Source organism: Rathayibacter sp. VKM Ac-2762, assembly GCF_009866585.1.
Lineage (GTDB): Bacteria > Actinomycetota > Actinomycetes > Actinomycetales > Microbacteriaceae > Rathayibacter.
On record NZ_CP047419.1, the window covers coordinates 1,125,442 to 1,148,938 of the forward strand.

Sequence of the window (23,497 nt, forward strand, 5' to 3'; positions counted from 1 at the left end):
CTCGACCTGGTCGCCGGGATCGGCCGCGGCATGGGCGAGCTCGCCGAGCGGATGGGGATCCTCTGGCACGAGCTCACCCCGCAGCACTCGGTGGCCTCGATGCCCGTCGAGGGCAACCGGCAGCCGGTCGGCATCCTGCACGGCGGCGCGCACGTCGTGCTCGCCGAGTCGATGGGCTCGATCGCGGCGAACGTGCACGCCGGCGCGGGCCGCCTGGCGATGGGCATCGAGCTGAACGCGAGCCACAGCCGCTCGGTCCACTCGGGCTTCGTGATCGCCACCTGCGACGCGATCCACCTGGGGTCCACCCTCACCACCCACGAGATCGTCGTGCGCGACCAGGAGGGGCGCCGCCTCTCCACCGTGCGGATCACCAACATCATCCGCGACGCCCGCTGACGGGAGCGGACGGGTCCCCCTCGCGGGAGCGGAGGGCGACGACCGCGCCCAGGACCGCGACCGCCGTCGGGACCGCCCGCGCCTGCGAGCGACGGGGGATCGACCGGTCGGCCGCGCCGCTCGGGGACCCGGCACCGCGGCGAGCGGCACTGTCAAGCGGCGCGCGACTGTGCCCGGTGGTGCCCGAAGGGCGACACTGAGCGGATGAGCCTTCGCCATCTCCTCAAGAGCCTCCCGTCCATGCCCTCCGAGCTGCCCTCGTTCGATGCGGAGGCGGCTCCGGCCGATCCTCTCGAGCTGTTCGCGCAGTGGCTCGAGGAGGCGAAGGACGCGGGCCAGCTCCTCCCCCACGGCGCCACGCTCTCCACCGCCTCCGACGACGGCACGGTCTCGGCGCGCGTGCTCGTGCTGCGCGAGATCGACGAGGCGGGCTGGGCGTTCTCCACCCATGCCACCAGCCCCAAGGGACGCGCCATGGAGGAGAACCCGCACGCTGCGCTGACCTTCTTCTGGCCGGTCCAGGGCCGTCAGGTCCGGGTCGAGGGCCGGGTCGAGCGCGCCTCCGCGCAGGAGTCGGCCGACGACTTCCGCCGCCGCTCCGAGGCCGCTCGCACCGCCCTGCTCGTCGGACGCCAGAGCGAGCCGATGCGCAGCGCGCAGGACTTCGGCCTCGTCACGCTCCAGACCAGCGTCGCCGTGGGCTGCTCGCCGGCGACGCTCGACCGGGAGTGGGCCGTCTACCGCGTCGTGCCCGAGCGCATCGAGTTCTGGCAGGGCTCGACCGCGCCGGAGCAGGATCACACCCGTCTCGAGTACCGCCCGGGAACGACGGAGGCGGGCGGCTCCCCGTGGGAGCGCACCCGCCTCTGGCCCTGAGGCCGTGGGCCCTCGGGCCCGGCCTCGCGCTAGGCCTTCTTCGTGCTCAGCTGCTCGATGATCGCCTGCGCGACGTCGTGCATGGTGAGCCGGCGGTCCATGGAGGCCTTCTGGATCCAGCGGAACGCCTCGGGCTCGGTGAGCCCCATCTTCTCGTTGAGCAGGCCCTTGGCGCGGTCGACGAGCTTGCGGGTCTCGAAGCGCTCGACCATGTCGGCGACCTCGGCCTCGAGGGTGAGGATCTGGGCGTACCGCGAGAGGGCGATCTCGATCGCGGGCAGCAGGTCGTTGGGCGTGAAGGGCTTCACAACGTAGGCGAGCGCTCCGGCCTCGCTGGCGCGCTCGACGAGCTCCTTCTGGCTGAAGGCGGTGAGCAGGACGACGGGCGCGATGTGCGCCTTCGAGAGGCGCTCGGCCGCCGAGATGCCGTCGAGCTGGGGCATCTTGACGTCCATGATGACGAGATCGGGGCGCAGCTCGGTGGCGAGGGCCACAGCGGTCTCGCCGTCGCCGGCCTCGCCGACGACCTCGAAGCCGTTGTCGCGGAGGATCTCCACGATGTCGAGGCGGATGAGGGATTCGTCTTCGGCGACGACGACCCGACGGGGTGCGGTCGACGAGGGTTCCTGGTCAGTCACGCCGATGAGCCTACGGTATTCTCGACGGGCTGGTGATGAGCCGGTGTGGCGGAATGGCAGACGCGGGGCACTCAAAATGCTCTGTCCGAGAGGGCTTGTGGGTTCGAGTCCCACCACCGGTACCCGCCTGGTCGCGCGGTGCGCGGCTCCGCTCGCTAGCGTCGTCGGATGAGCACCGACCCCTGGCCCCTGTTCTCGCTGGAGCTGCGCACGCCGCGGCTCGAGCTTCATCCGGTCCGCGACGCCGACCTCGGCCCTCTCGCCGAGGCAGCCCTCGCGGGCGTGCACGAGAGCGGCCGCTCGCCGTTCCCCTCCCCCTGGGCCGAGGCGCCGGCGGAGCGCCTGCCCGGCGAGCTCGCCCGCTTCCACTGGTCGCAGCGCGCGCAGACGACGCGGGAGTCGTGGCGCGTCGCGTTCGCCGTGGTCGAGGACGGCCGGGTCGTCGGCTGCCAGGACGTGGTCGCCGAGGCCTTCGCCGCCACCCGCACCCTGACCACGGGCTCGTGGCTCACCCGCTCGGCGCAGGGCCGCGGCCTCGGGCGGGAGATGCGCGCCGCCGTCCTCCTCCTCGCCTTCGACCACCTCGGAGCCGAGGTCGCCGAGAGCGCCGCTCTCGCCTGGAACACCCGCTCGATCCGGGTCTCGGAGGCCCTCGGCTACCGGCCGAACGGGACGCACCGGATCGTCGGTCCGGACGGTGCGCCGGTCGAGGAGCTGCGGTTCCGCGTCACGCAGGAGACCCTGGTACGGCCGGAATGGACGCTGGAGGCCTCGGGGATCGACGCCGCACGAGCGGTCCTCGTCCAGGACCCGCTCGGTCCGCCCTCCCCCGTCTGATTCACCAGAACATCGTGCCCGGCGAGCCCTTGAACGGACCGACCACGCGCGAGGTGATCCAGCCGCCGTAGAAGTCGCCCGGCTGCGGCTGGACCGCCTCGCCGTCGACCGTGCAGGAGTCCATCCGGCCGGGGTAGAGGGCGACGGTGTCGACGAGGGCCTCGAAGCCGGCCATCGGCTCGGGGTACGTCCAGCCCGCCGCCTCCGCGACCGCTCCTCCTCCCCCGCGCACGGTCAGGTAGGAGGCCGCGCCCTTGAACTCGCAGATGCTGCGGCCGGGCGCGGGCTCGAGCGCCCCGGGCGCGAACGAGGACACGGGGAGGTAGTAGACGGGAGGGTGGCTCGTCTCGAGGACGCGGAGAGCGTCGCGGGACTCGGCGACGACGACGCCGCCCAGCCGCACGACCACGTGCTCGGCGGTGGTCTCGACCCTCGGGGGTCGCGGGTAGTCCCAGACGGATTCCTGGCCCTCGGCGGGCGGCACGCGCTTCATCCCGCTCACGCTACGCGGCGGGGAGCGGTGCTCCGGCGCCTCCCAGATGATGCCCGGGCGGACGCCGCGGCTCCGCAGATCCCCGCCGCCGGGACGCGCGGGGGCCCCGGTCGCGTAACGTCGTCCCTGCGGCGGAACCCCGAGCCCGCGCGCAGAAGGAATCCAGAGTGCCCACCGAATGCATCCACGGCCTCGACATCGCGCTCTGCGACGTCTGCACCCCGAAGAAGCTCCCCGAGCAGGTCGGCCGTGCCACCCGCGCCCCCGCGCGCGTGCCCGGGACCTCCCGTGCGGCCACCGCCCGTGCCGCCGCCCGCGGCACGGCGCGCGAGAAGCCCCTGCCGAAGGTCGACATCGCCGCGCAGCGGATCTACCACGTCACCCACCTCGACAACCTCGAGGCGATCGTCGCCGCCGGCGCGATCCTGGCGGACCAGCAGCTCCAGGAGCGCCCCGCGATCGACGTCAGCGCCGAGACCACCCGCGAGCACCGCCGTGCCGTGCAGGTGAAGGACGGCGTCAGCGTCGCCGGCTTCGTGCCCTTCTTCCTCTCCCCCGACGCCGCCCTCTGGGCCGACCTGCGCGGCGAGCGGGTCGCTCCGCACTGGTCGCCGAGCGCCCACGAGACCACCGCTTCGCAGTACGTCGTCCTGGTGGGCTCGCTCGCCTCCGCCCCGGTCCTGAGCGACGGCGACGCCTCCCACGTCCTCACGCGCTTCACCGAGGGCGACGCGCTCGTGCGCACCTTCGCGCGCCTCCTGGTCGACGAGCCGGCCCTGCGCAGCGCCGAGGCGCTCGTGCCCGAGCGCTTCCCGCTCGAGGGCGTCGCGACGGTCGGCGTGGCGTCGGTCGCCGCCCGCAACCGCGTCAAGGCTCTCTTCGAGGGCATCGACGCCTCTCCCCGCGTCGCCGTCTACCCGCCGTGGTTCCACCCGGTGGCCGAGGAGGAGTGACCCGGCGCTAGTCGGCCTCGAGGAGGTCGAGGCGGTCGGCCAGGTACCGGCGCAGCGGCATCAGTCCCTGCTCGCCCAGACCGGGCGCCCAGCGCACGAGCACCTCGGAGCCGCGCAGGGCCAGCGGCTCCTGGCCCGACTCGAGCGCTGCGGCGTCCAGTGCGAGGCGCCGCCAGCCGTAGTTGACGATCTCGCCCTCCTGGAACGGACCGTCGAAGGCGGCGCGCCGGATCTCGCGGCGCGCCTCCTGCGACTCGGACTGGTTGTTGGCGTGCAGCGGAGCGACGGCACGAGTGACCGATCCCGTCGCGAGGAGCTCGCCCTCGCGTCCGAGGAGCACCACGCCGAGGCGCCACGCGCGGGTCACCGGCGCCATCACCGGCTTGCGGCGGAAGCCGAGGATCGCGCGCGGCGTCCGCAGCTCGGCGACGGCCTGGTCGGCGATGCCGCGGGCGTCGAGCTCGGCGGAGACCTCGCGCAGGAGCGCGGCCAGATCGGCGGCGGCCTGCTCGGCCCCGGGTGCTGCGGGCATCGCTCCTCCTCGGCTCGTCCCGCCAGCCTACGGGCGCGGTGTGCACCGGCCACCCCGCTCCGCACCGCTAGCATCGCCTGACGACACCGAGGAGGACGAGCGATGCGCGTCATCATGATGGGCCCGCCCGGCGTGGGCAAGGGCACCCAGGCGGCCGTGCTGTCGCGCGAGCTGGGGGTGCCGGCGATCTCCACCGGCGATCTGTTCCGCGCGCACGTCGCCGACGGCACCGACCTCGGACGGCGTCTGCGGGCGCTCGTGGAGGCCGGCGAGTACGTGCCGGACGAGCTGACGAACGCCCTGGTCGCCGAGCGCATCGCCGAGGAGGACGCCCGGGACGGGTTCATCCTCGACGGCTACCCGCGCACGCTCGCCCAGGTGGACGCGCTGGCGGAGCTCCTCGAGGAGCGGGGCACGCCGCTCTCGTGCGTCGTGCTGCTGACGGCCGACGCGGACGTGGTCCTCGAACGGCTGCACGTGCGGGCGCAGGAGCAGGACCGCGCCGACGACGACCCCGAGGTGGTGCGGAACCGGATCGAGGTCTACGAGCGCGAGACGGCTCCTCTGGCGGAGGTCTACGACGAGCGCGAGCTCCTGGTGCGGATCGACGGCTCCGCCTCGCAGGACGAGGTCGCCGCAAGGATCATCGCGGCGTGCCGGCCCGAGTGAGCCGACCCGCCGCGACGCGGGGTCAGATCGCCGAGGCGAGGACCTCGTCGAGCTTGGCCGAGGCCTCCTCGTCGGTGCCCTTCAGGGCGAGCGAGAGCTCCGACACGAGGATCTGACGCGCCTTGAGGAGCATCCGCTTCTCGCCGGCCGAGACGCCGCCCGCCTGCTCGCGGCGCCACAGGTCGCGGACGACCTCGCTGACGCGGTACACGCTGCCGCTGGCCATCTTCTCCTGGTTGGCCTTGAAGCGGCGGGACCAGTTGCTGGCCTCCTCCGCGACGTCGCTGCGCAGGACGTCGTAGACCGCCTGGACTCCGGCGTCGTCGATGATCTCGCGGACGCCGACGAGCTCGGCGTTCTCGACGGGGAGGGTGATGGTGAGCTCGCTGGTGTGCACGTTCATCGTCATGAACGTCTTCTCGACGCCCTTGACCGAGCGCTTCTCGAGCCCGGTGATCGTCACCGCTCCGTGGTGCGGGTAGACCAGGGTCTCGCCGACCTCGAATGTCATCATGTCGTGCCTTTCGTCGTGGGGCGTGGTGGGAGTGAGGAGTCCAGGGGGCGCAGCGGCGCCGCGGCGAGCCAGGCCGGGAGCAGCGCGACGAGGTGCTCGACCAGCTCCTCGTCGGTGCCGTCGAGGGAGCCGGCGAGCCAGGCACCGACCACGGAGAGGACGCCGCCGGCCGCGAAGACCGCGGTGAGCTCGGGGTCGACCGCTGCGGGGACGTCGACCCGGGCGAGCACCTCGCGGTGCAGGGCGAGCGCCGTGTCGAGCACGGCGTCGTCGGAGGCGACCCGGGCGGAGGCCCGCGCGCGGAGCCGGGCATGGAAGGCGTGGCGGTCGACCAGCCGCTCGACGAGCCGCGAGTAGCCGCGCTGCAGGGCGTCGGCTCCGGAGCGGTCGGCGGGATCGCCCTCGGCGACGTCGGCGACCACGAGGTCCTGGCGGAGCAGCGCGGAGGCGACTCCCGCCGCGTCGTCGAAGTGGGCGTAGAACGAGCTGCGGCTGATCCCGGCCTCGCGCACGATGTCGCTCACCGCGATGCCCTCGGCCCTCTCGCCGTCGCTCTGCATGACGAGCCGCTCGACCGCGTCGAACACGCGGCGGCGGGTGCGCCGGGCTCGCGGATCGGCGGAGCCGAGCGCCGAGGGGGACTCCGCCGCGGGCACGGAGGCGAGGCGGGCGGGAGTCATCGACGTCAGTCTACCACTTCCCGGACAGGTGTACGGGAAGAGCGTCAGGCGCCGGTGCGAACCTGGTCGAGGCCGGCGATGCGGTCGATCGCGGCCTGCTCGCTCGGCGAGACCCGGCCGAGATACCGGCCCAGGAACACGAACAGCAGGCGGTTCGCCGTGATCGCGGGCCACCACGGGCGCCGGAGGCCCAGGAGCCTCCGCACCTCGGGGCTGAGCGAGGCGACCGCGCCGGCGAACAGCAGCGGGTAGACCACGCCCGCCTCGCCCGGCAGCCGGATGTCGCGGAGGAACCCGACCGCCTCGTGCACGCGTGCGTCGGGCTTGAGCTCGCCCGCGAATCCGGCGAGCTGCGCGCGGAGCTCCGCGACGCTCTCGGGCGGATCCTGCACTCCGAGCAGCCGGCCGGAGGCGGCCCACTCGCGCACGTAGGCGTCGGGGCCGCCGGGGATCCGTCCGCCCCAGATCTCGTGGGCGCCGAGGAACGCGTCGGTGAAGGCGTCGTGCACCCAGAGCAGCAGGCGGGGGTCCTGCGCCGAGTAGGAGCGCTCGCGCCCGCCGGCGTCCTCGTAGGAGCCGACGATCCGCTCGTGCACGCCGGTCACCCAGCGCGCCGCTCCGCTCGCCGCGGCGGTGTCGCCGAAGCTGGTGGTCAGGACCCAGCGGACCGTGTTGTCGAGCCGGCCCATCGGGTCCTCGCGGTAGCGGGAGTGGTCGTGGACACCGGCCATCGCTCCGGCGTGGAGGGTCTGCATGAGCAGAGCCCGCACTCCGGCGATCATCGTGGGCAGGCCGCCGTTGACCGCCCAGACCGCGCTGCCCGGTCCGAAGAGCCCGGCGTCGTCGCCCTTCTCGAGGGCCACGATCCAGTCGGCGCGGGGGCGGGGGCGGCGGCGTCTCATCCGCTCAGTGTGCGCTCGGATCCTGGGCCGCGCCTGGCCGTTCTGTCACCCTTCGTGGGGCCGTGGTCACTCGGCCAGCAGTTCGCGGACGTCGTCGGCCGACAGCGCCCGGGCGAAGAGCTCGCCCTCGTCGAGCACCGCCGTGCTGAGGCGGCCCTTGCGCTCCTGGAGGCGCACGATCTTCTCCTCGATCGTGTCCGTCGCCACCAGCCGGTACACGTTCACCCGCCGCTCCTGGCCGATGCGGTGCGCGCGGTCGACGGCCTGCGCCTCGGCCGCCGGGTTCCACCACGGGTCGAGGATGAAGACGTGGTCGGCCTCGGTGAGGGTGAGCCCGGTGCCGCCCGCCTTCAGGCTGATCAGGAAGACGGGCGCGGCTCCGGAGCGGAACTCCTCGATCACTCCCGCGCGGTCCCGCGTGGAGCCGTCGAGCTGCACGAACGGGATGCCGCGCCGACGCAGCCGCTCCCCCGCCCGATCCAGGTACGAGGTGAAGGTGCTGAAGACGAGGGCCCGACGGCCTTCCGCGATCACGTCGTCGAGCTGCTCGACGAGCACGTCGAGCTTCGCGGACGGGACGTGCCGGTAGGCCGGGTCGACCAGGGACGCGTCGAGCGCGAGCAGGCGCAGGAGGGTGAGCGATCGGAACACCGTGAAGCGCTGCCGGTCGAGGTCGTCGACTAGACCCAGGAGCTTCCGCCGCTCGCGCTGGAGGTAGCCGTCGTAGAGCACCCGGTGGGCGGGGGTCAGCGCGACCTCGATCGTCTGCTCCTGCTTCTCGGGGAGCTCCGGCGCCACCGCCTCCTTGGTGCGGCGGAGCAGGAACGGACGCAGTCGTCGGCGCAGTCTCTCGAGGCGGCGGCGCGCGCCCTCGGTGTGGCTGACGGTCCGTCCCTCGGACAGATCGGGCGAGGCGATGCCGACGGGCGCCTCCGCGTGCAGGATCGGCCGGGTGTACTCCTCGCGGAAGCGGCGCAACGGCGGCAGGAGCCCGGGCGCCACCAGTGCGAGGACCGCCCAGAGCTCGTCGAGCGAGTTCTCCAGCGGTGTGCCGGTGAGCGCGAGCGTGACGGGCGCGCCGACCCCGCGGGCGGCCCGGTGCGTCTGCGAGGCGGGGTTCTTGACGAACTGGGCCTCGTCGAGGATCAGCGCCGACCACGTCCTCGCCGCCCAGCGCTCGCCGCCGAGGCGCAGGACCGCGTAGCTGGTGAGGACCACGTCCGCGTCGGCCGGGATCGCGTCGAGCGCGCCCTCCCGCGAGCTCGCGACGACGTGGACGCGCAGGGCGGGCGCGAAGCGCTCGGCCTCCGAGCGCCAGCCCGGCACGACCGAGGTGGGGGCGACCACGAGGAACGGCGCGCGGCGGATCCCGGCGCGGCCCGCCTCCTCGACCGCGTCGAGCATCATGGCCAGCGCCTGCAGGGTCTTGCCGAGGCCCATGTCGTCGGCCAGGATCCCGCCGAGCCCGTGACGGAGGCGGTGCACGAGCCAGGCGTAGCCCGCCCGCTGGTACGGACGCAGCCGGGCGGTCAGGCCCTCCGGAGGCTCCACGTCCTCCGGCGACCCGGCGGCCAGCGCCGAGTCGAGCACGGCGCGCCACGCGTCGGAGGGGACGCTCTCGTCGGCGAGCTCCTCCAGCTCGTTCCACAGCCCGGTCTGGTGCCGGCCGAGCCGCGGTCCCGTCTCCCACTCCTCGAGCTCGTCCGCCCGGGTCAGCAGCTCCCGGAGCCGGTCGAGGCCGGGGTGCGCGAGCGAGAGGTAGGAGTGGTCGACCAGGCGGATGCGGTCGCCGCCAGCGGCCAGAGCGCGGAAGAGGGGCAGGAACGGCACGGTCGCGTCGCCGATCGTCACGACGACGCCGAGGTCGAACCAGTCGGCGCTCTCGGTGTCGACGGCGGTGATCGTGAGCGTGAGCGGTCCGGTCAGCAGGCGGTAGTCCGGGGCCGCGCCCTCGCGCTCGATCCGGACCCCGCCGATCCCCTCCAGCTGCGGGAGCTGCTCCACCACGAACACCGCCGCCTCGGCCCCGCGCAGGACCGCGCTCGTCCCCGGCTCCGGCACGAGAGCGGACCCGGCCTCGCCGAGCACCGAGCGCACCCGGCGGAGCACCGCGCGCTCGAGAGCCGCGTCGGCCGTGCCGTCGAGCTCGCCCGCACGATCGGGCGAGCGGCGCCAGTGCCAGCCCACTCCGACAGCGCGCCGCGGCTCGAACGAGACCGTGCAGACCAGGCGCGGGGGCTCCGGATCGTCCAGGACGAGGTCGACGCCCTCCTCGCGGACCGCGACCCGACCGCGGAGGGCGGGGAGGTGCTCGCCGACGAACTCGGGCACGTCCTCCACCGGGACCTCCGTCTCCTCGGGGTGGTCGAGGAGCCGCAGCTCCTCGTCGTCGAAGGGCAGGGACGCGGGCGCGAGCAGGAGCGAGGACGGATCGCCGCCCTCGACCGCGTACACGCCGTGCCGGGCGACCGGACGCGCCGACTCGGGTGCGTGCTCCGCGCCGTCGATCCGCAGGACGGGCCGCAGCCGGAGCGCTCCCTCCTCCGCCGAGACCGTCACCGCCACATGGGCGGGACCGGCGAGACGGACCGCGCCCTTCTCCGGGGCGAGCAGCGGGATCCCGGCGGCCTGCGCCTGCTCGAGCAGCCGCCAGAGCAGTGGGCTCTCGTAGTCGTCGAGGTGGATCCAGTCGGGGTCCTGCCCCAGGTGGACGGTGCGCGTGGCGCGGTGCAGGGCCGCGAACTCGGCGAACCAGCGCTGGTGAGCGGGGTCGAGCGAGAGCCGGTGGGTCTGGAAGTTCAGCGACTTCCAGGTCAGGGTGGTGCGGTTCCAGGCGCCCCCGCGCCCGCGGACGACGGGGCGGGTGGCCAGACGGTGGTCACGGCGCTCGTCGGCGTCGTAGGTCTTCGCCGTGACGCGCTCGCTCGCCGGCGCCCGCCACGGATCGTCGGCCCGGCGCACCAGCCGGCGCAGCTCGAACTGCAGCCCGATCGGCGTGAGGACGGGCGGCGACTCGGCCTCGGCGGCTCCGCTGAGCTCGCCGACGCGGGCGCGCCAGGAGGAGGGGGTCGACTCGGGAGGCACCGCCCCATGCTGCCACGCGCCGCCGACACCCCCGCCCGCACCGCGTGACGGGCAGAATCGGAGGATGACCAGCAGCGACTCCCCCGCGCCCACCGTCCTCACCCTCGGCAGCGAGAGCCTGCGCCTCGCCCTGACGACCGCCGGGGCCGAGATGACGTCCCTCCGCGACGACGAGGGCCGCGAGTACCTGTGGCAGGCCGGCCCGGAGTGGCGCCGGCACGCTCCCGTCCTGTTCCCGATCATCGGGCGCCTCCCCGGCGACACGCTGCACCACGACGGCGCGGACCACCGGATGGGGCAGCACGGCTTCGCGCGGGACCGGGTCTTCGAGCTCGCGGGCGTCTCGGCGGACGAGGCGGTGTTCCGGCTCCGGAGCGACGACGTCACGCGCGCGGTGTTCCCCTTCGACTGGACGCTCCTCATCGCCTACGCCGTGACCGGCGCCTCGCTCCGGATCACCCAGACCGTCGAGAACAGGGGTCCCTCTCCGCTGGGCTTCTCGCTCGGCAACCACCCGGCCTTCGCGCTGCCGCTGCCCGAGGGCCGCGGCGAGCACCGCATCCGCTTCGCGCAGCCCGAGCCGGAGGGGTACCGCCGCGCTCCGGAGAACCTGCTGCTCGAGGCGCGCCACCCGGCGCCGCTCGAGGACGGGGTCCTGACAGTGGACGACGCGCACTTCGAGGAGGGCGTGATGATCTTCGACGAGCCGCGCCGGCGGACCCTCCGGCTCGAGGCCGACGGCGCCGCCCGCGCGATCGTCGTCGACACCGGGGACTTCGACGTGGTCGGCGTGTGGAAGCCCGTCGGGGCCCCGTTCGTCTGCCTCGAGCCCTGGCGGAGCGTCCCGACCCCCGAGGGCTGGGACGGCGACATCGTCGACAAGCCGCGCCAGATCGTCCTCGAGCCGGGCGGCCGGCGGTCGCTGACCTACAGCATCGCGCTGAGCTGAACGTCCTCGCGCTGGATCTGCGCGTCGAGCAGCTCGAAGCGGCGGATGATCAGCCCCTCGCGGGTGGCCCAGGGGCAGATCACCAGCGTCTCGATGCCGAGGGCGTCCATGGCCGCCTCCGCGACGAGAGCGCCCGCGAGCAGCTGCGGAGCCCGCAGAGCGGAGACGCCGGGCAGCGCTGAGCGGTCGGCCGCGCTGATCGCGGCGAGGCGAGCGGACCACAGCCGGAGGTCGACCAGGTGCAGCTCCCGGCGCACCAGCGGACCGGCGGCGCTCGGAGCGGCGCCGGTGATCCGCGCCAGAGACCGGAAGGTCTTCGACGTGCCTGCGACCAGGTCCGGGCGCCCCAGGGCGAGGAAGCCGCGGACGGGCTCCGCGAGCACCTCGCGGGCGTGACGCCGGGCGGCCTTCACGCTCGTGGCCGAGGCGGGATCGCCGACCAGCAGGTCCCGCGTCACCCGCCCCGCTCCGAGCGGGACCGACACGGCGAGCTCGGGCACCTCGTCCACGCCCATCGAGAGCTCGAACGAGCCGCCGCCGATGTCGAGGTCCAGGATCGAGCCCGCGCCCCAGCCGAACCAGCGGCGCACGGCGAGGAAGGTGGCCGACGCCTCCGCCTCGCCGCCGAGCTCCTGGAGGTGCACGCCCGTCTCGGCGCGGACCCGGTCGAGGACCGCCGCGCCGTTGCCGGCCTCGCGGATCGCCGAGGTCGCGAACGCCAGCAGGTCCTCCGCGCGGTGCTCGCGGGCGACCTCGGCGGCCTCGGTCACGAACGCGATCAGCTCGCGCTGGCCCCGCTCGGTGATCTCCCCCGCCTCGTCGAGGTGCGCCACGAGAGCGAGGCTCCGCTTGTGCGAGCGGTAGGGCACCGGGCGGGCGCCGGGGTGCGCGTCGACGAGGAGCAGGTGGACCGTGTTGGAGCCGATGTCGAGCACGCCGAGTCGCATGGGTCCACGGTATCCGCCCGCGGAGGCGCGTCCCGCCACGCGGGCCGCCGGGGAACGCCGGAGGGCCCGGCCGCTCGCGCGACCGGGCCCTCCGGTGGTGCTGGACTCAGTGGTCCCAGTTCTCGGCCCTGTCGGCCGAGCTGGACGAGCCGACGATGTGCACCCGCATGTCGTTCGTCGTGCCGGCGCGCCCGGGGGGCGATCCGGAGACGACGACCACGGTCTCGCCCGCCTGGGCGAGGCCCTCGCGGAGCAGCACCGCGTCCACCTGCGCGAACATCGCGTCGGTGTGGTTGACGCGCGGCGTGACGAAGGACTGGACGCCCCAGTTCAGCGCCATGCGGCGGCGGACGGCCGGCTCGGGGGTGAAGCCGATTATCGGGATGCCGTGGCGCAGGCGCGTCATGCGGCGGACCGAGTCGCCCGACTCGGTGAACACGCAGAGGAACTTCGCCTCGACGAACTCGGCGACCTCGGCGGCGGCCAGCGTGACGGATCCGCCCTGGGTGCGGGGCTTGCTCCCCAGCGGGGGGATGCGCTCCAGGCCGTGCTCCTCGGTGGACTCGACGATGCGGGCCATGGTCTGCACGGTGACGACGGGCCAGGCTCCGACGCTGGTCTCGCCCGAGAGCATGACCGCGTCCGCGCCGTCGAGGATGGCGTTCGCGACGTCCGAGGCCTCGGCCCGCGTGGGGCGGGGGCTCTCGATCATCGACTCGAGCATCTGGGTCGCGACGATGACCGGCTTCGCCCAGCGGCGGGCGAGCTCGACGGCGTGCTTCTGCACGATCGGCACCGCCTCGAGGGGCAGCTCGACGCCGAGGTCGCCGCGGGCGACCATGATGCCGTCGAAGACGTCGATGATCTCCTGCAGGTTGTCGACCGCCTGCGGCTTCTCGATCTTGGCGATGACGGGAGCCTTGCGGCCCTCCTCCGCCATGATCTCGTGCACGCGCTCGATGTCGCTGGCGTTGCGCACGAAGGAGAGGGCGATGATGTCCGCGCCGAGGCGGATCGCCCAGCGGAGGTCGTCCTCGTCCTTCTGGGAGAGAGCGGGGACGTTGACCGCGACACCGGGCAGGTTGATGCCCTTGTTGTTCGAGACGTTGCCGGGGACGACGACCTCGGTGACGACCCGGGGGCCCTCGACGGCGGTGACGCGGACAGCGACCTTGCCGTCGTCGATGAGGAGCATGTCGCCCGGGTTCACGTCGTCCGGGAGGCCCTTGAACGTGGTGCCCGAGAGCTCGCGCGTGCCGAGGACGTCCTCGGTGGTGATGGTGAAGACGTCGCCCTCGGCGAGGGCGTACGGGCCGCCCTCGAACTTGCCGAGGCGGATCTTCGGACCCTGCAGGTCGACGAGGATCGCGACCGCGCGCCCGGCGTCGTCCGCGGCCTTCCGCACGATGCGGTAGATGCCTTCGTGGACGTCGTAGCTTCCGTGACTGAGGTTCATGCGGGCCACGTCCACGCCGGCGTCGATGATCGCACGAATGGTCTCGTACGACGACGTTGCCGGGCCGAGGGTGGCGACGATTTTCGCTCGTCTCATTGAGGGGGTGCTCCGTTGTTCTGCGCCCGGAGGCGCGTCGTTAGCGGGGAGGGTGAGCTGATTGCTGGCGGGCCGAGACTATCGCGTCCCGGGGACTAGAGCGTGAAGCCCCGGTCGTCGGGGCCGACCGGCGCCGGCAGCTGGGTCGTGCCCTCGAGGTAGCGGTCGACCTCGGCCGCGACGGAGCGGCCCTCGGCGATCGCCCAGACGATCAGGGACTGGCCGCGCCCGGCGTCGCCGGCCACGAAGACGCCGGGGACGGTCGTCTCGAAGGCGTCGCCGCGCGCGACGTTGCCGCGCTCGGTGAAGGGGACGTCGAGCTGGCGGCCGAGGTGGTCCGCCTCCGGGCCGGTGAAGCCGAGGGCGAGCAGGACCAGGTCGGCCGGGATCTCGCGCTCGGTGCCCGCCTTGGGAACGCGGCGTCCGTCGAGGTACTCGGTCTCGGCCACGCGCACCGCGCGGACCTCGCCGCCCTCGTTCGCGAGGAACTCCACGGTCGACGCGAGGAACATCCGCTCCCCGCCCTCCTCGTGGGCGCTCGAGACCTCGAACACGGTCGGGTCCATCGGCCAGGGCTGGCTGTCCGGGCGCTGCGACGGCGGCTGCTGCCCGATCGCCAGGTTCGTGACCGACGCGGCCTTCTGGCGGTGGGCGGTGCCGATGCAGTCCGCTCCGGTGTCGCCTCCGCCCAGGACGACGACGTGCTTGCCCTCGGCCGAGATCTGCTCGAAGACGCGGTCGCCCGCGATCGCGCGGTTCGACTGCACGAGGTACTCCATGGCGAAGTGCACGCCGTCGAGGTCGCGCCCCGGGATCGGCAGGTCGCGCGGAACGAGAGCACCGGTGGCGACCACGACCGCGTCGTAGCGCGCCCGCAGGTCGTCCCAGGTGATGTCGGAGCCGATGTCGACGCCCGCGCGGAACCGGGTGCCCTCGGCCTTCATCTGGTTCAGGCGGAGCTCGAGGTGCTTCTTCTCCATCTTGAAGTCCGGGATCCCGTAGCGCAGGAGGCCGCCGATGCGGTCGTCGCGCTCGTAGACCGCGACGGTGTGCCCGGCGCGGGTGAGCTGCTGAGCGGCGGCGAGCCCCGCCGGGCCGGAGCCGACGACCGCGACGGTCTTGCCGGTCAGGCGCTCCGGCGGGTGCGGCTGCACCCAGTCGTTGCCGAAGGCCTGATCGATGATCGAGACCTCGATCTGCTTGATCGTGACGGCGGGCTGATTGATGCCGAGCACGCAGGACGACTCGCACGGCGCCGGGCAGAGCCGGCCCGTGAACTCCGGGAAGTTGTTCGTCGCGTGCAGGCGCTCGATCGCCTGGCGGCCCTCGCCGCGCCACATCAGGTCGTTCCACTCGGGGATCAGGTTCCCCAGCGGGCAGCCCTTGTGGCAGAACGGGATGCCGCAGTCCATGCAGCGGCCCGCCTGCCGGCGCAGCACGGCGGAGTCGCCCTGCTCGTAGACCTCTTTCCAGTCCATCAGGCGGACGGACACGGGACGCCGCTTGGGCAGCTCCCGGTCCTGCACCTTCAGGAACCCCTTGGGATCAGCCACCGGTCACCTCCAGAATCCGTCCCCAGACGACGTCGCCGTCGGGGTCGAGCCCCTCCTCCACAGCGGATGCGCGCGTCGCGAGCACCGCGGCGAAGTCGCGGGGCAGTACCTTGACGAAACGCGAGACCGTTCCGTCGAAATCGTCGAGCATCCCCTGGGCCAGGGTCGACTCGGTCTCCGCGACGTGCCGCTCGAGCAGGTCGCGCAGGATCTCCACGTCGGCGCTACCGAGCTCGGAGAGGGTCAGCTCGCCGGAGGCGATCGCGTCGCGGTTCACGAGCTCGCGGCGCAGGCCGTGGATGTAGGCCGTGCCGCCCGACATGCCGGCGCCGAGGTTCCGCCCGGTCTCGCCGAGGATCACCGCCAGGCCGCCGGTCATGTACTCGAGCGCGTGGTCGCCCACTCCCTCGACCACCGCGGTGGCGCCGGAGTTGCGGACCAGGAAGCGCTCGCCGACCATCCCGCGGATGAACATCGTGCCCTGGGTCGCCCCGTAGCCGATCACATTGCCCGCGATCACGTTCGTCGAGGCGTCGAAGGTGCTGCGGCGGTCCGGCCGCACCACGATCTGGCCGCCCGAGAGGCCCTTGCCGACGTAGTCGTTGGAGTCGCCCTCGAGCCGCAGCGTGATGCCGGCGGGGAGGAACGCTCCGAGCGACTGCCCGGCCGAGCCGCGGAGCGACACGACGATGGAGTCGGCCGGCAGGCCGTTCTCGCCGAATCGGACGGTGACCTCGTGGCCCAGCATGGTGCCGACGGCGCGCTCGGTGTTCTTGATCTCGCGCTCGATCCGCACGGTGCCGCGGTGGTCGAGCACGTTCGCCGCGAGGCGGATCAGCTCGTTGTCGAAGTGGTGCTCGAGCTCGTGCTCCTGCGCGCGGCCGTGGCGGCGCGGCTCCTCCGCCGTGAAGACCGGTCCGACGAGGATCGGCGTCAGGTCGAGCCCGCTCGCCTTCCAGTGCTCGATCGCCTGGTCGACGTCGAGCAGCTCGCGGTGGCCGACGATCTCGTCGACGCTCCGGAAGCCGAGCTGCGCGAGGTACTCGCGCACCTCCTGGGCGATGAACTCGAAGAAGTTGACGACGAACTCGGGCTTGCCGGAGAACCGCTGGCGCAGCTCCGGGTTCTGCGTCGCGACGCCCACCGGGCAGGTGTCGAGGTGGCAGACGCGCATCATGATGCAGCCCTCGACGATCAGCGGAGCCGTCGCGAAGCCGAACTCCTCGGCTCCGAGCAGCGCGCCGATGACGACGTCGCGACCGGTCTTCATCTGGCCGTCGACCTGCACGACCACACGGTCGCGCATGCCGTTGAGCATCAGCGTCTGCTGGGTCTCGGCCAGGCCGAGCTCCCAGGGCGTGCCCGCGTGCTTGAGCGAGTTCACCGGGCTCGCGCCGGTGCCGCCGTCGTGACCCGAGACGAGGATCACGTCGGCGAGGGCCTTCGCGGTGCCGGCGGCGACCGCTCCGATGCCCGACTGGCTGACCAGCTTCGCGTGGATGCGCGCCGACGGGTTCGCCCGCTTGAGGTCGAAGATCAGCTGCTTGAGGTCCTCGATCGAGTAGATGTCGTGGTGCGGCGGCGGCGAGATCAGGCCGACGCCGGCGGTCGCATGCCGGGTGCGCGCGATCCACGGGTACACCTTCGTCGGCGGCAGCTGACCGCCCTCGCCGGGCTTGGCGCCCTGGGCGAGCTTGATCTGGATGTCGTCGGCGTGGGTGAGGTACATGCTCGTGACGCCGAAGCGGCCCGAGGCGACCTGCTTGATCGCGGAGCGGCGCTCCGGGTCGAGCAGCCGCTCGGTGTCCTCGCCGCCCTCGCCCGTGTTCGACTTGGCGCCGAGGCGGTTCATCGCGATGGCGAGCGTCTCGTGCGCCTCCGGCGAGATGGAGCCGTAGCTCATCGCGCCCGTCGAGAAGCGCTTCACGATCGCCTCGACCGGCTCGACCTCGTCGATCGGGATCGGCGTGCGCCCCGCGGTGTCGAGCTTGAACATGCCGCGGAGGGTCATCAGCGAGCTCGCCTGGTCGTCGACCATCTTCGTGTACTCGCGGAAGACGTCGTAGCGGCGGTTGCGCGTCGAGTGCTGCAGGCGGAACACCGTGTCCGGGTTGAACAGGTGCGGGGCGCCGTCGCGGCGCCACTGGTACTCGCCGCCGACCGCCAGGCGCTCATGCGCGACGATCGCGCCGTCCTCGGGATAGGCGGCGCGGTGACGCGCGGCGTTCTCCTCGGCGACGACGTCGATGCCGATGCCGCCGAGCTTCGAGACGGTGCCGGTGAAGTACTGGTCGACGAACGCCTGGCTGAGGCCGACGGCCTCGAAGGTCTGCGCCCCGGCGTAGCTCGACACGGTGGAGATGCCCATCTTGGACATGATCTTCAGCACGCCCTTGCCGAGCGCCTTGATCACGTTCTTCACGGCCTTCTCCGGCGAGACGTCCGACAGCATGCCGCTGCGGACGAGGTCCTCGCAGGTCTCCATCGCCAGGTACGGGTTGACCGCGGAGGCGCCGTAGCCGATGAGCGTCGCCACGTGGTGCACCTCGCGGACGTCGCCCGCCTCGACCACGAGCCCCACTCGCATCCGATTCTCGGTGCGGATGAGGTGGTGGTGCACGGCGGCGAGCATCAGCAGCGAGGGGATCGGCGCGAGGTCCTTGGTGGAGTCGCGGTCCGAGAGCACCAGGAACTGCGCTCCCGCGGCGATGGCCTCGTCGGCCTCGTCGCACATCTCGTCGATGCGGTCCTGCATCGCGCGGGGTCCCGCGTCGACGCGGTACAGGCCGCGGATCGTCGTGGTGATGTGGCTCAGCGGGCGCGGCGCGATGTGCTGGATCTTCGCGAGCTCGTCGTTGTCGATGACCGGGAAGTCGAGGACGACCTGGCGCGCGTGCTCGGCACCGGCGGTCAGCAGGTTGCGCTCGGGGCCGAGGCCCAGGCGGAGCGAGGTCACGACCTCCTCGCGGATCGAGTCCAGCGGCGGGTTCGTCACCTGTGCGAAGGCCTGCGTGAAGTAGTCGAAGAGCAGGCGGGGGCGCTTGGACAGGACGGCCACGGGGGTGTCCGAGCCCATCGCTCCGAGCGGCTCCGCACCGGCACGCGCCATCGGCAGCAGGAGGAGGCGGACCTCCTCCTCGGTGTAGCCGAAGGTGCGCTGGCGGCGGTTGACCGAGGCGGGCGTGTGCACGATGTGCTCGCGCTCGGGGAGGTCCTTGAGGTTGATGCGGCCCTTCTCGAGCCACTCCTCGAACGGACCGGAGGCGGCGAGCTGCCCCTTGATCTCCTCGTCCTCGACGATGCGGCCCTGCTCGGTGTCGACCAGGAACATGCGGCCGGGCTGCAGGCGTCCCTTGCGGACCACCTTCGCGGGGTCGATGTCGAGCACGCCGATCTCGCTGGCGAGCACCACGAGCCCGTCGTCGGTGACGACGTAGCGGCCGGGGCGGAGCCCGTTGCGGTCGAGGGTGGCGCCGACGAGCTCGCCGTCGGTGAAGACGATCGCGGCCGGGCCGTCCCACGGCTCCATGAGCATCGAGTGGTACTCGTAGAACGCGCGGCGCTTCGGGTCGAGCGCGCCGTCCTGGTTCTCCCAGGCCTCCGGCACCATCATCATGACCGCGTGCGGGAGCGACCGGCCGGCCAGGTTGAGCAGCTCGACGGTCTCGTCGAACGAGGCGGAGTCGCTGCGGCCGGGCGAGACGATCGGGAACAGCGGGGCCAGGTCGCCCAGCTCGCGGCTCTTCAGCTGCGACTGGCGTGCGCGCATCCAGTTGCGGTTGCCCTGAACCGTGTTGATCTCGCCGTTGTGCGCGATCATCCGGAACGGCTGAGCGAGCGGCCACGACGGGAAGGTGTTGGTGGAGTAACGGGAGTGCACCAGCGCGAGCTTCGACGCGAAGCGCTCGTCGGACAGGTCCGGGTAGAACGGCTCCAGCTGGAGCGTCGTCACCATGCCCTTGTAGACGAGCGTGCGGCTCGAGAGCGACATGAAGTAGACCTCGAGCTCGCGCTCGACGCGCTTGCGCAGGCGGAAGGTCAGGCGGTCGAGGCGCACGGAGGAGAGGGGCGTGCCGCTCTCGTCGGTCAGCTCGCTCCGGATGAACAGCTGCTCGATCGCCGGCATGGCGGCCCGGGCGAGCGTGCCGATCTCGTCGGGCTGCACGGGCACGGAGCGCCAGCCGACCACGGCGAGGTTCTCCTCGCGGGCGATGTCGGCGATCGTCGACTTGACCCGCTCGCGCTCGAACACGTCCACCGGGAGGAAGGCGTTGCCCACCGCGTACTGGCCCAGCGGCGGGAGCTCGAAGGGAGCGACCGCGCGGAGGAACTCGTCCGGGATCTGCGTGATGATCCCGGCGCCGTCGCCCGTTCCCGCGTCGGAGCCGACGGCGCCGCGGTGCTCGAGGTTGCGCAGCGCGTTCAGCGCGGCGTCGATGATGTCGTGGCCGGCGGTGCCGCGCATGGTGGCGACCATCGCGAGACCGCACGCGTCCTTCTCGGCGGCCGGATCGTACATCCCCTGCGCAGGCGGCATGCCCAGGAAGGGCACGGCGCGGGCCGGGGTCGAGGGCTGGGCGGAGGCCATGGGAACCGTCCTCACGGGGGTGATGGCTGATCGGGACGTCGCTGGCCCGCGGTGGTGGAGGAGGAGCGGCTCCCCGATCGGGAGGGCCGCAGGGTTCTGCCGTGGCGCGAGCGTCGCGCGCCGTCGGCGGTGCCTGCACGACGACCCGCCCGCGGCAGCGCTCGTGGCTGCGCCGCGATGGGGCGGTCGTGGAGGTGTCGGGCACCCGGGAGGCGGTCGCGGAGGCTCCGCGACCTCCGTCAGGTGCGGGAGACCGTCGGCTTCTCGGCGTCGGTGCCGGAAGCAGGGGTGGTGGTGTCGTCGGAGTCGGACTCGACGTCCTCGAATTCTACCGCAGCCGGGGCGGGCGTCCACTCGCGACCCGGCCGGTAGGCCGAGGGCTCGGCGCCCGGGTGCTCGCGCTTCTGGATCACCACGAGGACCAGGCCGATGACCACGGCGATGAGCGCGGCCCAGACGTTGGTGCGGATGCCCCAGAAGAACTCGCTCGGGTCGATCCGGATGGACTCGAACCAGACGCGGCCGATCCCGTACCAGATCAGGTAGGCGGCGAAGACGGTGCCCCACTGCAGCTTGAGACGGCGCTCGAGCAGGAGGATGACCGCGATGCCGACGACGTTCCAGAGGATCTCGTAGAGGAAGGTCGGGTGGAAGAGCGTGCCCGCCGGGAGGCCGACGGGGAAGGCCGGGTTGGTGGTCTCGATCTCGAGGCCCCAGGGCAGGGTCGTGGGCAGGCCGAAGAGCTCGTGGTTGAACCAGTTGCCCAGACGCCCGAGCGCCTGCGCGGCGAGCATGCCGGGGGCGAGGGCGTCGGCGAAGGTCCAGAACCGCACTCCTGTCCAGCGGCAGCCGATGAACGCGCCGACCGCGCCTCCGATCAGCCCGCCGAAGATGGCGTTGCCGCCGTTCCAGATGCGGACGACCTCCCACGGGTCGGCGCCGTCGTAGAAGTAGTCGCCGGGGTGAGTAAGCACGTGGTAGGCGCGGGCGCCGACGATGCCGAGCGGCACCGCCCAGATGATGATGTCGAGCACGACCCACGGCTCCGCGCCGCGGCGCTTGAGCCGCTGGTTCGTCATGATCGTCGCCACGATGATCCCCGCGAGGATGCAGAGCGCGTAGGTGTGGATCGCGAGCGTGAAGGTGCCGATCGTGAGGTCGTACTGACTCCACGCGTCGGGGGGGCTCGGAATGCTCAGCGGTACGGACACCGGTACTCGACCTTTCGAAGGAGGGGGTCCCCCGGGCACGGCTCGGCCGCGCCCCGGTGGGCATCCCGATTGTAGCGGGAGGGTGTCAGCGCGCGGAGCGCAGGCGGGTGCCCTCGGCGAGGCCGCGGGAGGTCTCGGCGACCGCGTCGACCCCGCCGGACGCCAGCGCCCGCACCAGGGCGGATCCGACGATGGCGCCGTCCGCGTAGGCGAGGATCTCGGCGACCTGCTCGCCGGTCGAGATGCCCAGGCCGACGCACGCGCTCTCGGAGCCGGCGGCGCGGAGGCGGTCGACCAGGGTGCGGGCCGCGGAGTCGACGTCGGTGCGCGCGCCGGTGATGCCCATCGTCGAGACCGCGTAGACGAATCCACGGCTCGAGTCGACGGCCTGGCGCAGGCGCGTGTCCGTCGAGGACGGCGCCGCGAGGAACACGCGGTCGAGTCCGAGCCGCTCGGAGACGGCGAGCCACTCGGCGCCCTCGTCCGGGATCAGGTCGGGCGTGATGAGGCCGGACCCGCCGGCCTCGGCCAGATCGGTGGCGAAGCGCTCGACCCCGTACTGCAGGACGGGGTTGTAGTAGGTCATCACCAGGACCGGCACGTCGACGCGCGCCCGGATCTCGCGGACGGCCTCGAAGCCGTGGCGGAGGCGGAAGCCGCCCGCGATGGCGGCCTGGGTCGCCTCCTGGATGACGGGTCCGTCCATCACCGGATCGGAGTAGGGCAGACCGAGCTCGATCGCGTCGACGCCGTTCTCGGCCATGGCCACGGCGGCGTCGATGCTGGTCGGCAGGTCGGGGAAGCCGACGGGGAGGTAGCCGATCAGGGCGCCCGCCGCCTCCTCGTTCCGGCGCCGGACGGTCTCGGCGACGCTCGGTCCGCGGCCGCTCACGACTGCACCGCGCCCTGGTCCATGAGGCCGAAGTAGTGCGCAGCGGTCGTCATGTCCTTGTCGCCGCGGCCCGAGAGGTTGACCAGGATGGTGGCCTCGGGGCCGAGCTCGCGCCCGAGCTCCAGCGTGCCGGCCAGCGCGTGCGCGGACTCGATCGCCGGGATGATCCCCTCGGTGCGGCTGAGCAGCATGAGCGCGTCCATCGCGGCCGAGTCGGTGACCGCGCGGTAGTCGGCGCGGCCGATGCTCGAGAGCCACGCGTGCTCCGGGCCGATGCCCGGGTAGTCGAGGCCGGCCGAGATCGAGTGCGACTCGACGGTCTGGCCGTCCTCGTTCTGGAGGAGGAAGCTGCGGGCGCCGTGCAGGACGCCGGGGCGGCCCTTGCTGATGGTCGCCGCGTGGCGGGGGGTCTCGATCCCGTCGCCGCCGGCCTCGAAGCCGACGAGGCGGACCTCGGGGTCGTCGAGGAAGGCGTGGAAGATCCCCATCGCGTTGGAGCCGCCGCCGACGCAGGCGGTGACCGCGGTGGGCAGCGAGCCGGTCAGCTCGAGGACCTGCTCGCGCGCCTCCTCGCCGATGATCTTCTGGAAGTCGCGGACGAGAGCCGGGAACGGGTGCGGGCCCGCGACGGTGCCGAAGATGTAGTTCGTGGTACCGACGTTCGTCACCCAGTCGCGCATCGCGTCGTTGATCGCGTCCTTGAGAGTGCGCGAGCCGGTCGTCACGGGGATCACCTCGGCGCCGAGCAGGCGCATGCGGGCGACGTTGAGGGCCTGGCGCTCGGTGTCGACCTCGCCCATGTAGACCACGCAGTCGAGGCCGAACAGGGCGGCGGCCGTGGCGGTCGCGACGCCGTGCTGGCCCGCTCCCGTCTCGGCGATGACGCGGGTCTTGCCGATCCGCTTGGTGAGCAGCGCCTGGCCCAGCACGTTGTTGATCTTGTGCGAGCCGGTGTGGTTGAGGTCCTCGCGCTTGAGGATGATCCGCGCACCGCCGGCGTGCTCGGCGAACCGCGGCACCTCGGTGATGATCGACGGACGACCGGTGTAGCTGCGGTGCAGCTCCATCAGCTCGGCCGCGAACGCGGGGTCGACCTTCGTGCGCTCGTACTCGGCGCTCAGCTCGTCGAGGGCCTCGACGAGGGACTCGGGGACGTAGCGTCCGCCGAACTCGCCGAAGTAGGGGCCGAGTTCATCCCGGAGTGCCATGGGGGTACCGCCTATCGGTG

At 72.7% G+C, this 23,497-nt stretch carries 20 protein-coding genes and 1 tRNA gene; 7 read left to right on the plus strand and 14 right to left on the minus strand.

What is annotated here, in order from left to right; all coding sequences use genetic code 11:
- The first annotated feature begins 30 nt into the window (after positions 1–30).
- Both GTU71_RS05280 and GTU71_RS05285 read left to right on the plus strand, forming a co-directional pair.
- Positions 31–399, plus strand: a complete 369-nt coding sequence (locus GTU71_RS05280; protein ID WP_104222132.1) for a hotdog fold thioesterase — start codon at positions 31–33, stop codon at positions 397–399.
- Positions 400–603: 204 nt separating this feature from the next.
- Entirely contained in the window at positions 604–1,275 is a 672-nt protein-coding gene (locus GTU71_RS05285; RefSeq protein WP_104232645.1) for a pyridoxal 5'-phosphate synthase, read from the plus strand.
- A gap of 29 nt (positions 1,276–1,304) precedes the next feature.
- On the opposite strand, the gene GTU71_RS05290 is transcribed toward GTU71_RS05285, so the two are convergent.
- Complete coding sequence (locus GTU71_RS05290) at positions 1,305–1,913, minus strand: response regulator (protein WP_104221889.1); 609 nt, start codon at positions 1,911–1,913, stop codon at positions 1,305–1,307.
- 39 nt (positions 1,914–1,952) lie between these two features.
- Between GTU71_RS05290 and GTU71_RS05295 the strand changes: the two genes are divergently transcribed.
- Both GTU71_RS05295 and GTU71_RS05300 read left to right on the plus strand, forming a co-directional pair.
- Positions 1,953–2,035, plus strand: a tRNA-Leu gene (locus GTU71_RS05295).
- 46 nt (positions 2,036–2,081) lie between these two features.
- Entirely contained in the window at positions 2,082–2,750 is a 669-nt protein-coding gene (locus GTU71_RS05300) for a GNAT family protein (RefSeq protein ID WP_159939440.1), read from the plus strand.
- 1 nt (position 2,751) lies between these two features.
- Here the strand turns inward: GTU71_RS05300 and GTU71_RS05305 are convergent, their stop codons facing one another.
- Positions 2,752–3,243: a DUF427 domain-containing protein gene (locus tag GTU71_RS05305; protein WP_159939441.1), complete on the minus strand. Its 492-nt coding sequence runs from the start codon at positions 3,241–3,243 to the stop codon at positions 2,752–2,754.
- Between the two features lie 167 nt (positions 3,244–3,410).
- Between GTU71_RS05305 and GTU71_RS05310 the strand changes: the two genes are divergently transcribed.
- Positions 3,411–4,196 (plus strand): DarT ssDNA thymidine ADP-ribosyltransferase family protein, encoded by a 786-nt coding sequence (locus GTU71_RS05310; RefSeq protein WP_104221883.1) that lies wholly within the window; start codon positions 3,411–3,413, stop codon positions 4,194–4,196.
- A gap of 7 nt (positions 4,197–4,203) precedes the next feature.
- Here GTU71_RS05310 and GTU71_RS05315 read toward each other — a convergent pair whose 3' ends face one another.
- Positions 4,204–4,728 (minus strand): hypothetical protein, encoded by a 525-nt coding sequence (locus GTU71_RS05315; RefSeq protein ID WP_104232649.1) that lies wholly within the window; start codon positions 4,726–4,728, stop codon positions 4,204–4,206.
- Between the two features lie 102 nt (positions 4,729–4,830).
- Here GTU71_RS05315 and GTU71_RS05320 point away from each other — a divergent pair, with 102 nt between their 5' ends.
- Positions 4,831–5,397 carry an adenylate kinase gene (locus GTU71_RS05320; RefSeq protein WP_104221879.1) on the plus strand — a complete coding sequence of 189 codons (567 nt, stop codon included), beginning with the start codon at positions 4,831–4,833 and terminating at the stop codon, positions 5,395–5,397.
- Positions 5,398–5,419: 22 nt separating this feature from the next.
- Here the strand turns inward: GTU71_RS05320 and GTU71_RS05325 are convergent, their stop codons facing one another.
- From GTU71_RS05325 to GTU71_RS05340, 4 genes are all read right to left on the minus strand, one after another.
- Positions 5,420–5,908, minus strand: coding sequence for a CarD family transcriptional regulator (locus GTU71_RS05325; protein ID WP_068257183.1), 489 nt, complete (start codon positions 5,906–5,908; stop codon positions 5,420–5,422).
- A complete protein-coding gene (locus GTU71_RS05330) occupies positions 5,908–6,591 on the minus strand; it encodes a TetR/AcrR family transcriptional regulator (protein WP_104221877.1) in 684 nt (227 codons plus the stop codon). Before GTU71_RS05330 ends, GTU71_RS05325 begins: the two co-directional genes overlap by 1 nt.
- 44 nt (positions 6,592–6,635) lie before the next feature.
- Positions 6,636–7,493 (minus strand): oxygenase MpaB family protein, encoded by an 858-nt coding sequence (locus tag GTU71_RS05335; protein ID WP_104221875.1) that lies wholly within the window; start codon positions 7,491–7,493, stop codon positions 6,636–6,638.
- 66 nt (positions 7,494–7,559) lie between these two features.
- Complete coding sequence (locus tag GTU71_RS05340; protein WP_159939442.1) at positions 7,560–10,577, minus strand: DEAD/DEAH box helicase; 3,018 nt, start codon at positions 10,575–10,577, stop codon at positions 7,560–7,562.
- A gap of 64 nt (positions 10,578–10,641) precedes the next feature.
- On the opposite strand from GTU71_RS05340, the gene GTU71_RS05345 reads away from it, so the two are divergent.
- The gene (locus GTU71_RS05345; protein WP_159939443.1) at positions 10,642–11,526 is read left to right on the plus strand and encodes an aldose 1-epimerase family protein; all 885 of its coding nucleotides are present in this window, start codon (positions 10,642–10,644) and stop codon (positions 11,524–11,526) included.
- Here the strand turns inward: GTU71_RS05345 and GTU71_RS05350 are convergent.
- The 7 genes from GTU71_RS05350 to trpB form a co-directional block, all read right to left on the minus strand.
- Positions 11,505–12,473 carry an exopolyphosphatase gene (locus GTU71_RS05350; RefSeq protein ID WP_104232654.1) on the minus strand — a complete coding sequence of 323 codons (969 nt, stop codon included), beginning with the start codon at positions 12,471–12,473 and terminating at the stop codon, positions 11,505–11,507. The two genes, GTU71_RS05345 and GTU71_RS05350, sit on opposite strands and share 22 nt — an antisense overlap.
- Positions 12,474–12,579: 106 nt before the next feature.
- Complete coding sequence (gene pyk, locus GTU71_RS05355; RefSeq protein ID WP_104221869.1) at positions 12,580–14,025, minus strand: pyruvate kinase; 1,446 nt, start codon at positions 14,023–14,025, stop codon at positions 12,580–12,582.
- Positions 14,026–14,120: 95 nt separating this feature from the next.
- Entirely contained in the window at positions 14,121–15,578 is a 1,458-nt protein-coding gene (locus tag GTU71_RS05360; RefSeq protein ID WP_104232655.1) for a glutamate synthase subunit beta, read from the minus strand.
- Positions 15,571–20,115 carry a glutamate synthase large subunit gene (gene gltB / locus GTU71_RS05365; protein ID WP_244230672.1) on the minus strand — a complete coding sequence of 1,515 codons (4,545 nt, stop codon included), beginning with the start codon at positions 20,113–20,115 and terminating at the stop codon, positions 15,571–15,573. The genes GTU71_RS05360 and gltB overlap by 8 nt, the downstream gene beginning before the upstream one ends.
- A gap of 290 nt (positions 20,116–20,405) precedes the next feature.
- A complete protein-coding gene (gene lgt / locus GTU71_RS05370; RefSeq protein WP_258059820.1) occupies positions 20,406–21,377 on the minus strand; it encodes a prolipoprotein diacylglyceryl transferase in 972 nt (323 codons plus the stop codon).
- 85 nt (positions 21,378–21,462) lie between these two features.
- Entirely contained in the window at positions 21,463–22,269 is an 807-nt protein-coding gene (gene trpA, locus GTU71_RS05375) for a tryptophan synthase subunit alpha (RefSeq protein ID WP_104232657.1), read from the minus strand.
- Entirely contained in the window at positions 22,266–23,477 is a 1,212-nt protein-coding gene (trpB, locus tag GTU71_RS05380) for a tryptophan synthase subunit beta (RefSeq protein WP_159939444.1), read from the minus strand. The genes trpA and trpB overlap by 4 nt, the downstream gene beginning before the upstream one ends.
- Positions 23,478–23,497 lie beyond the last annotated feature (20 nt).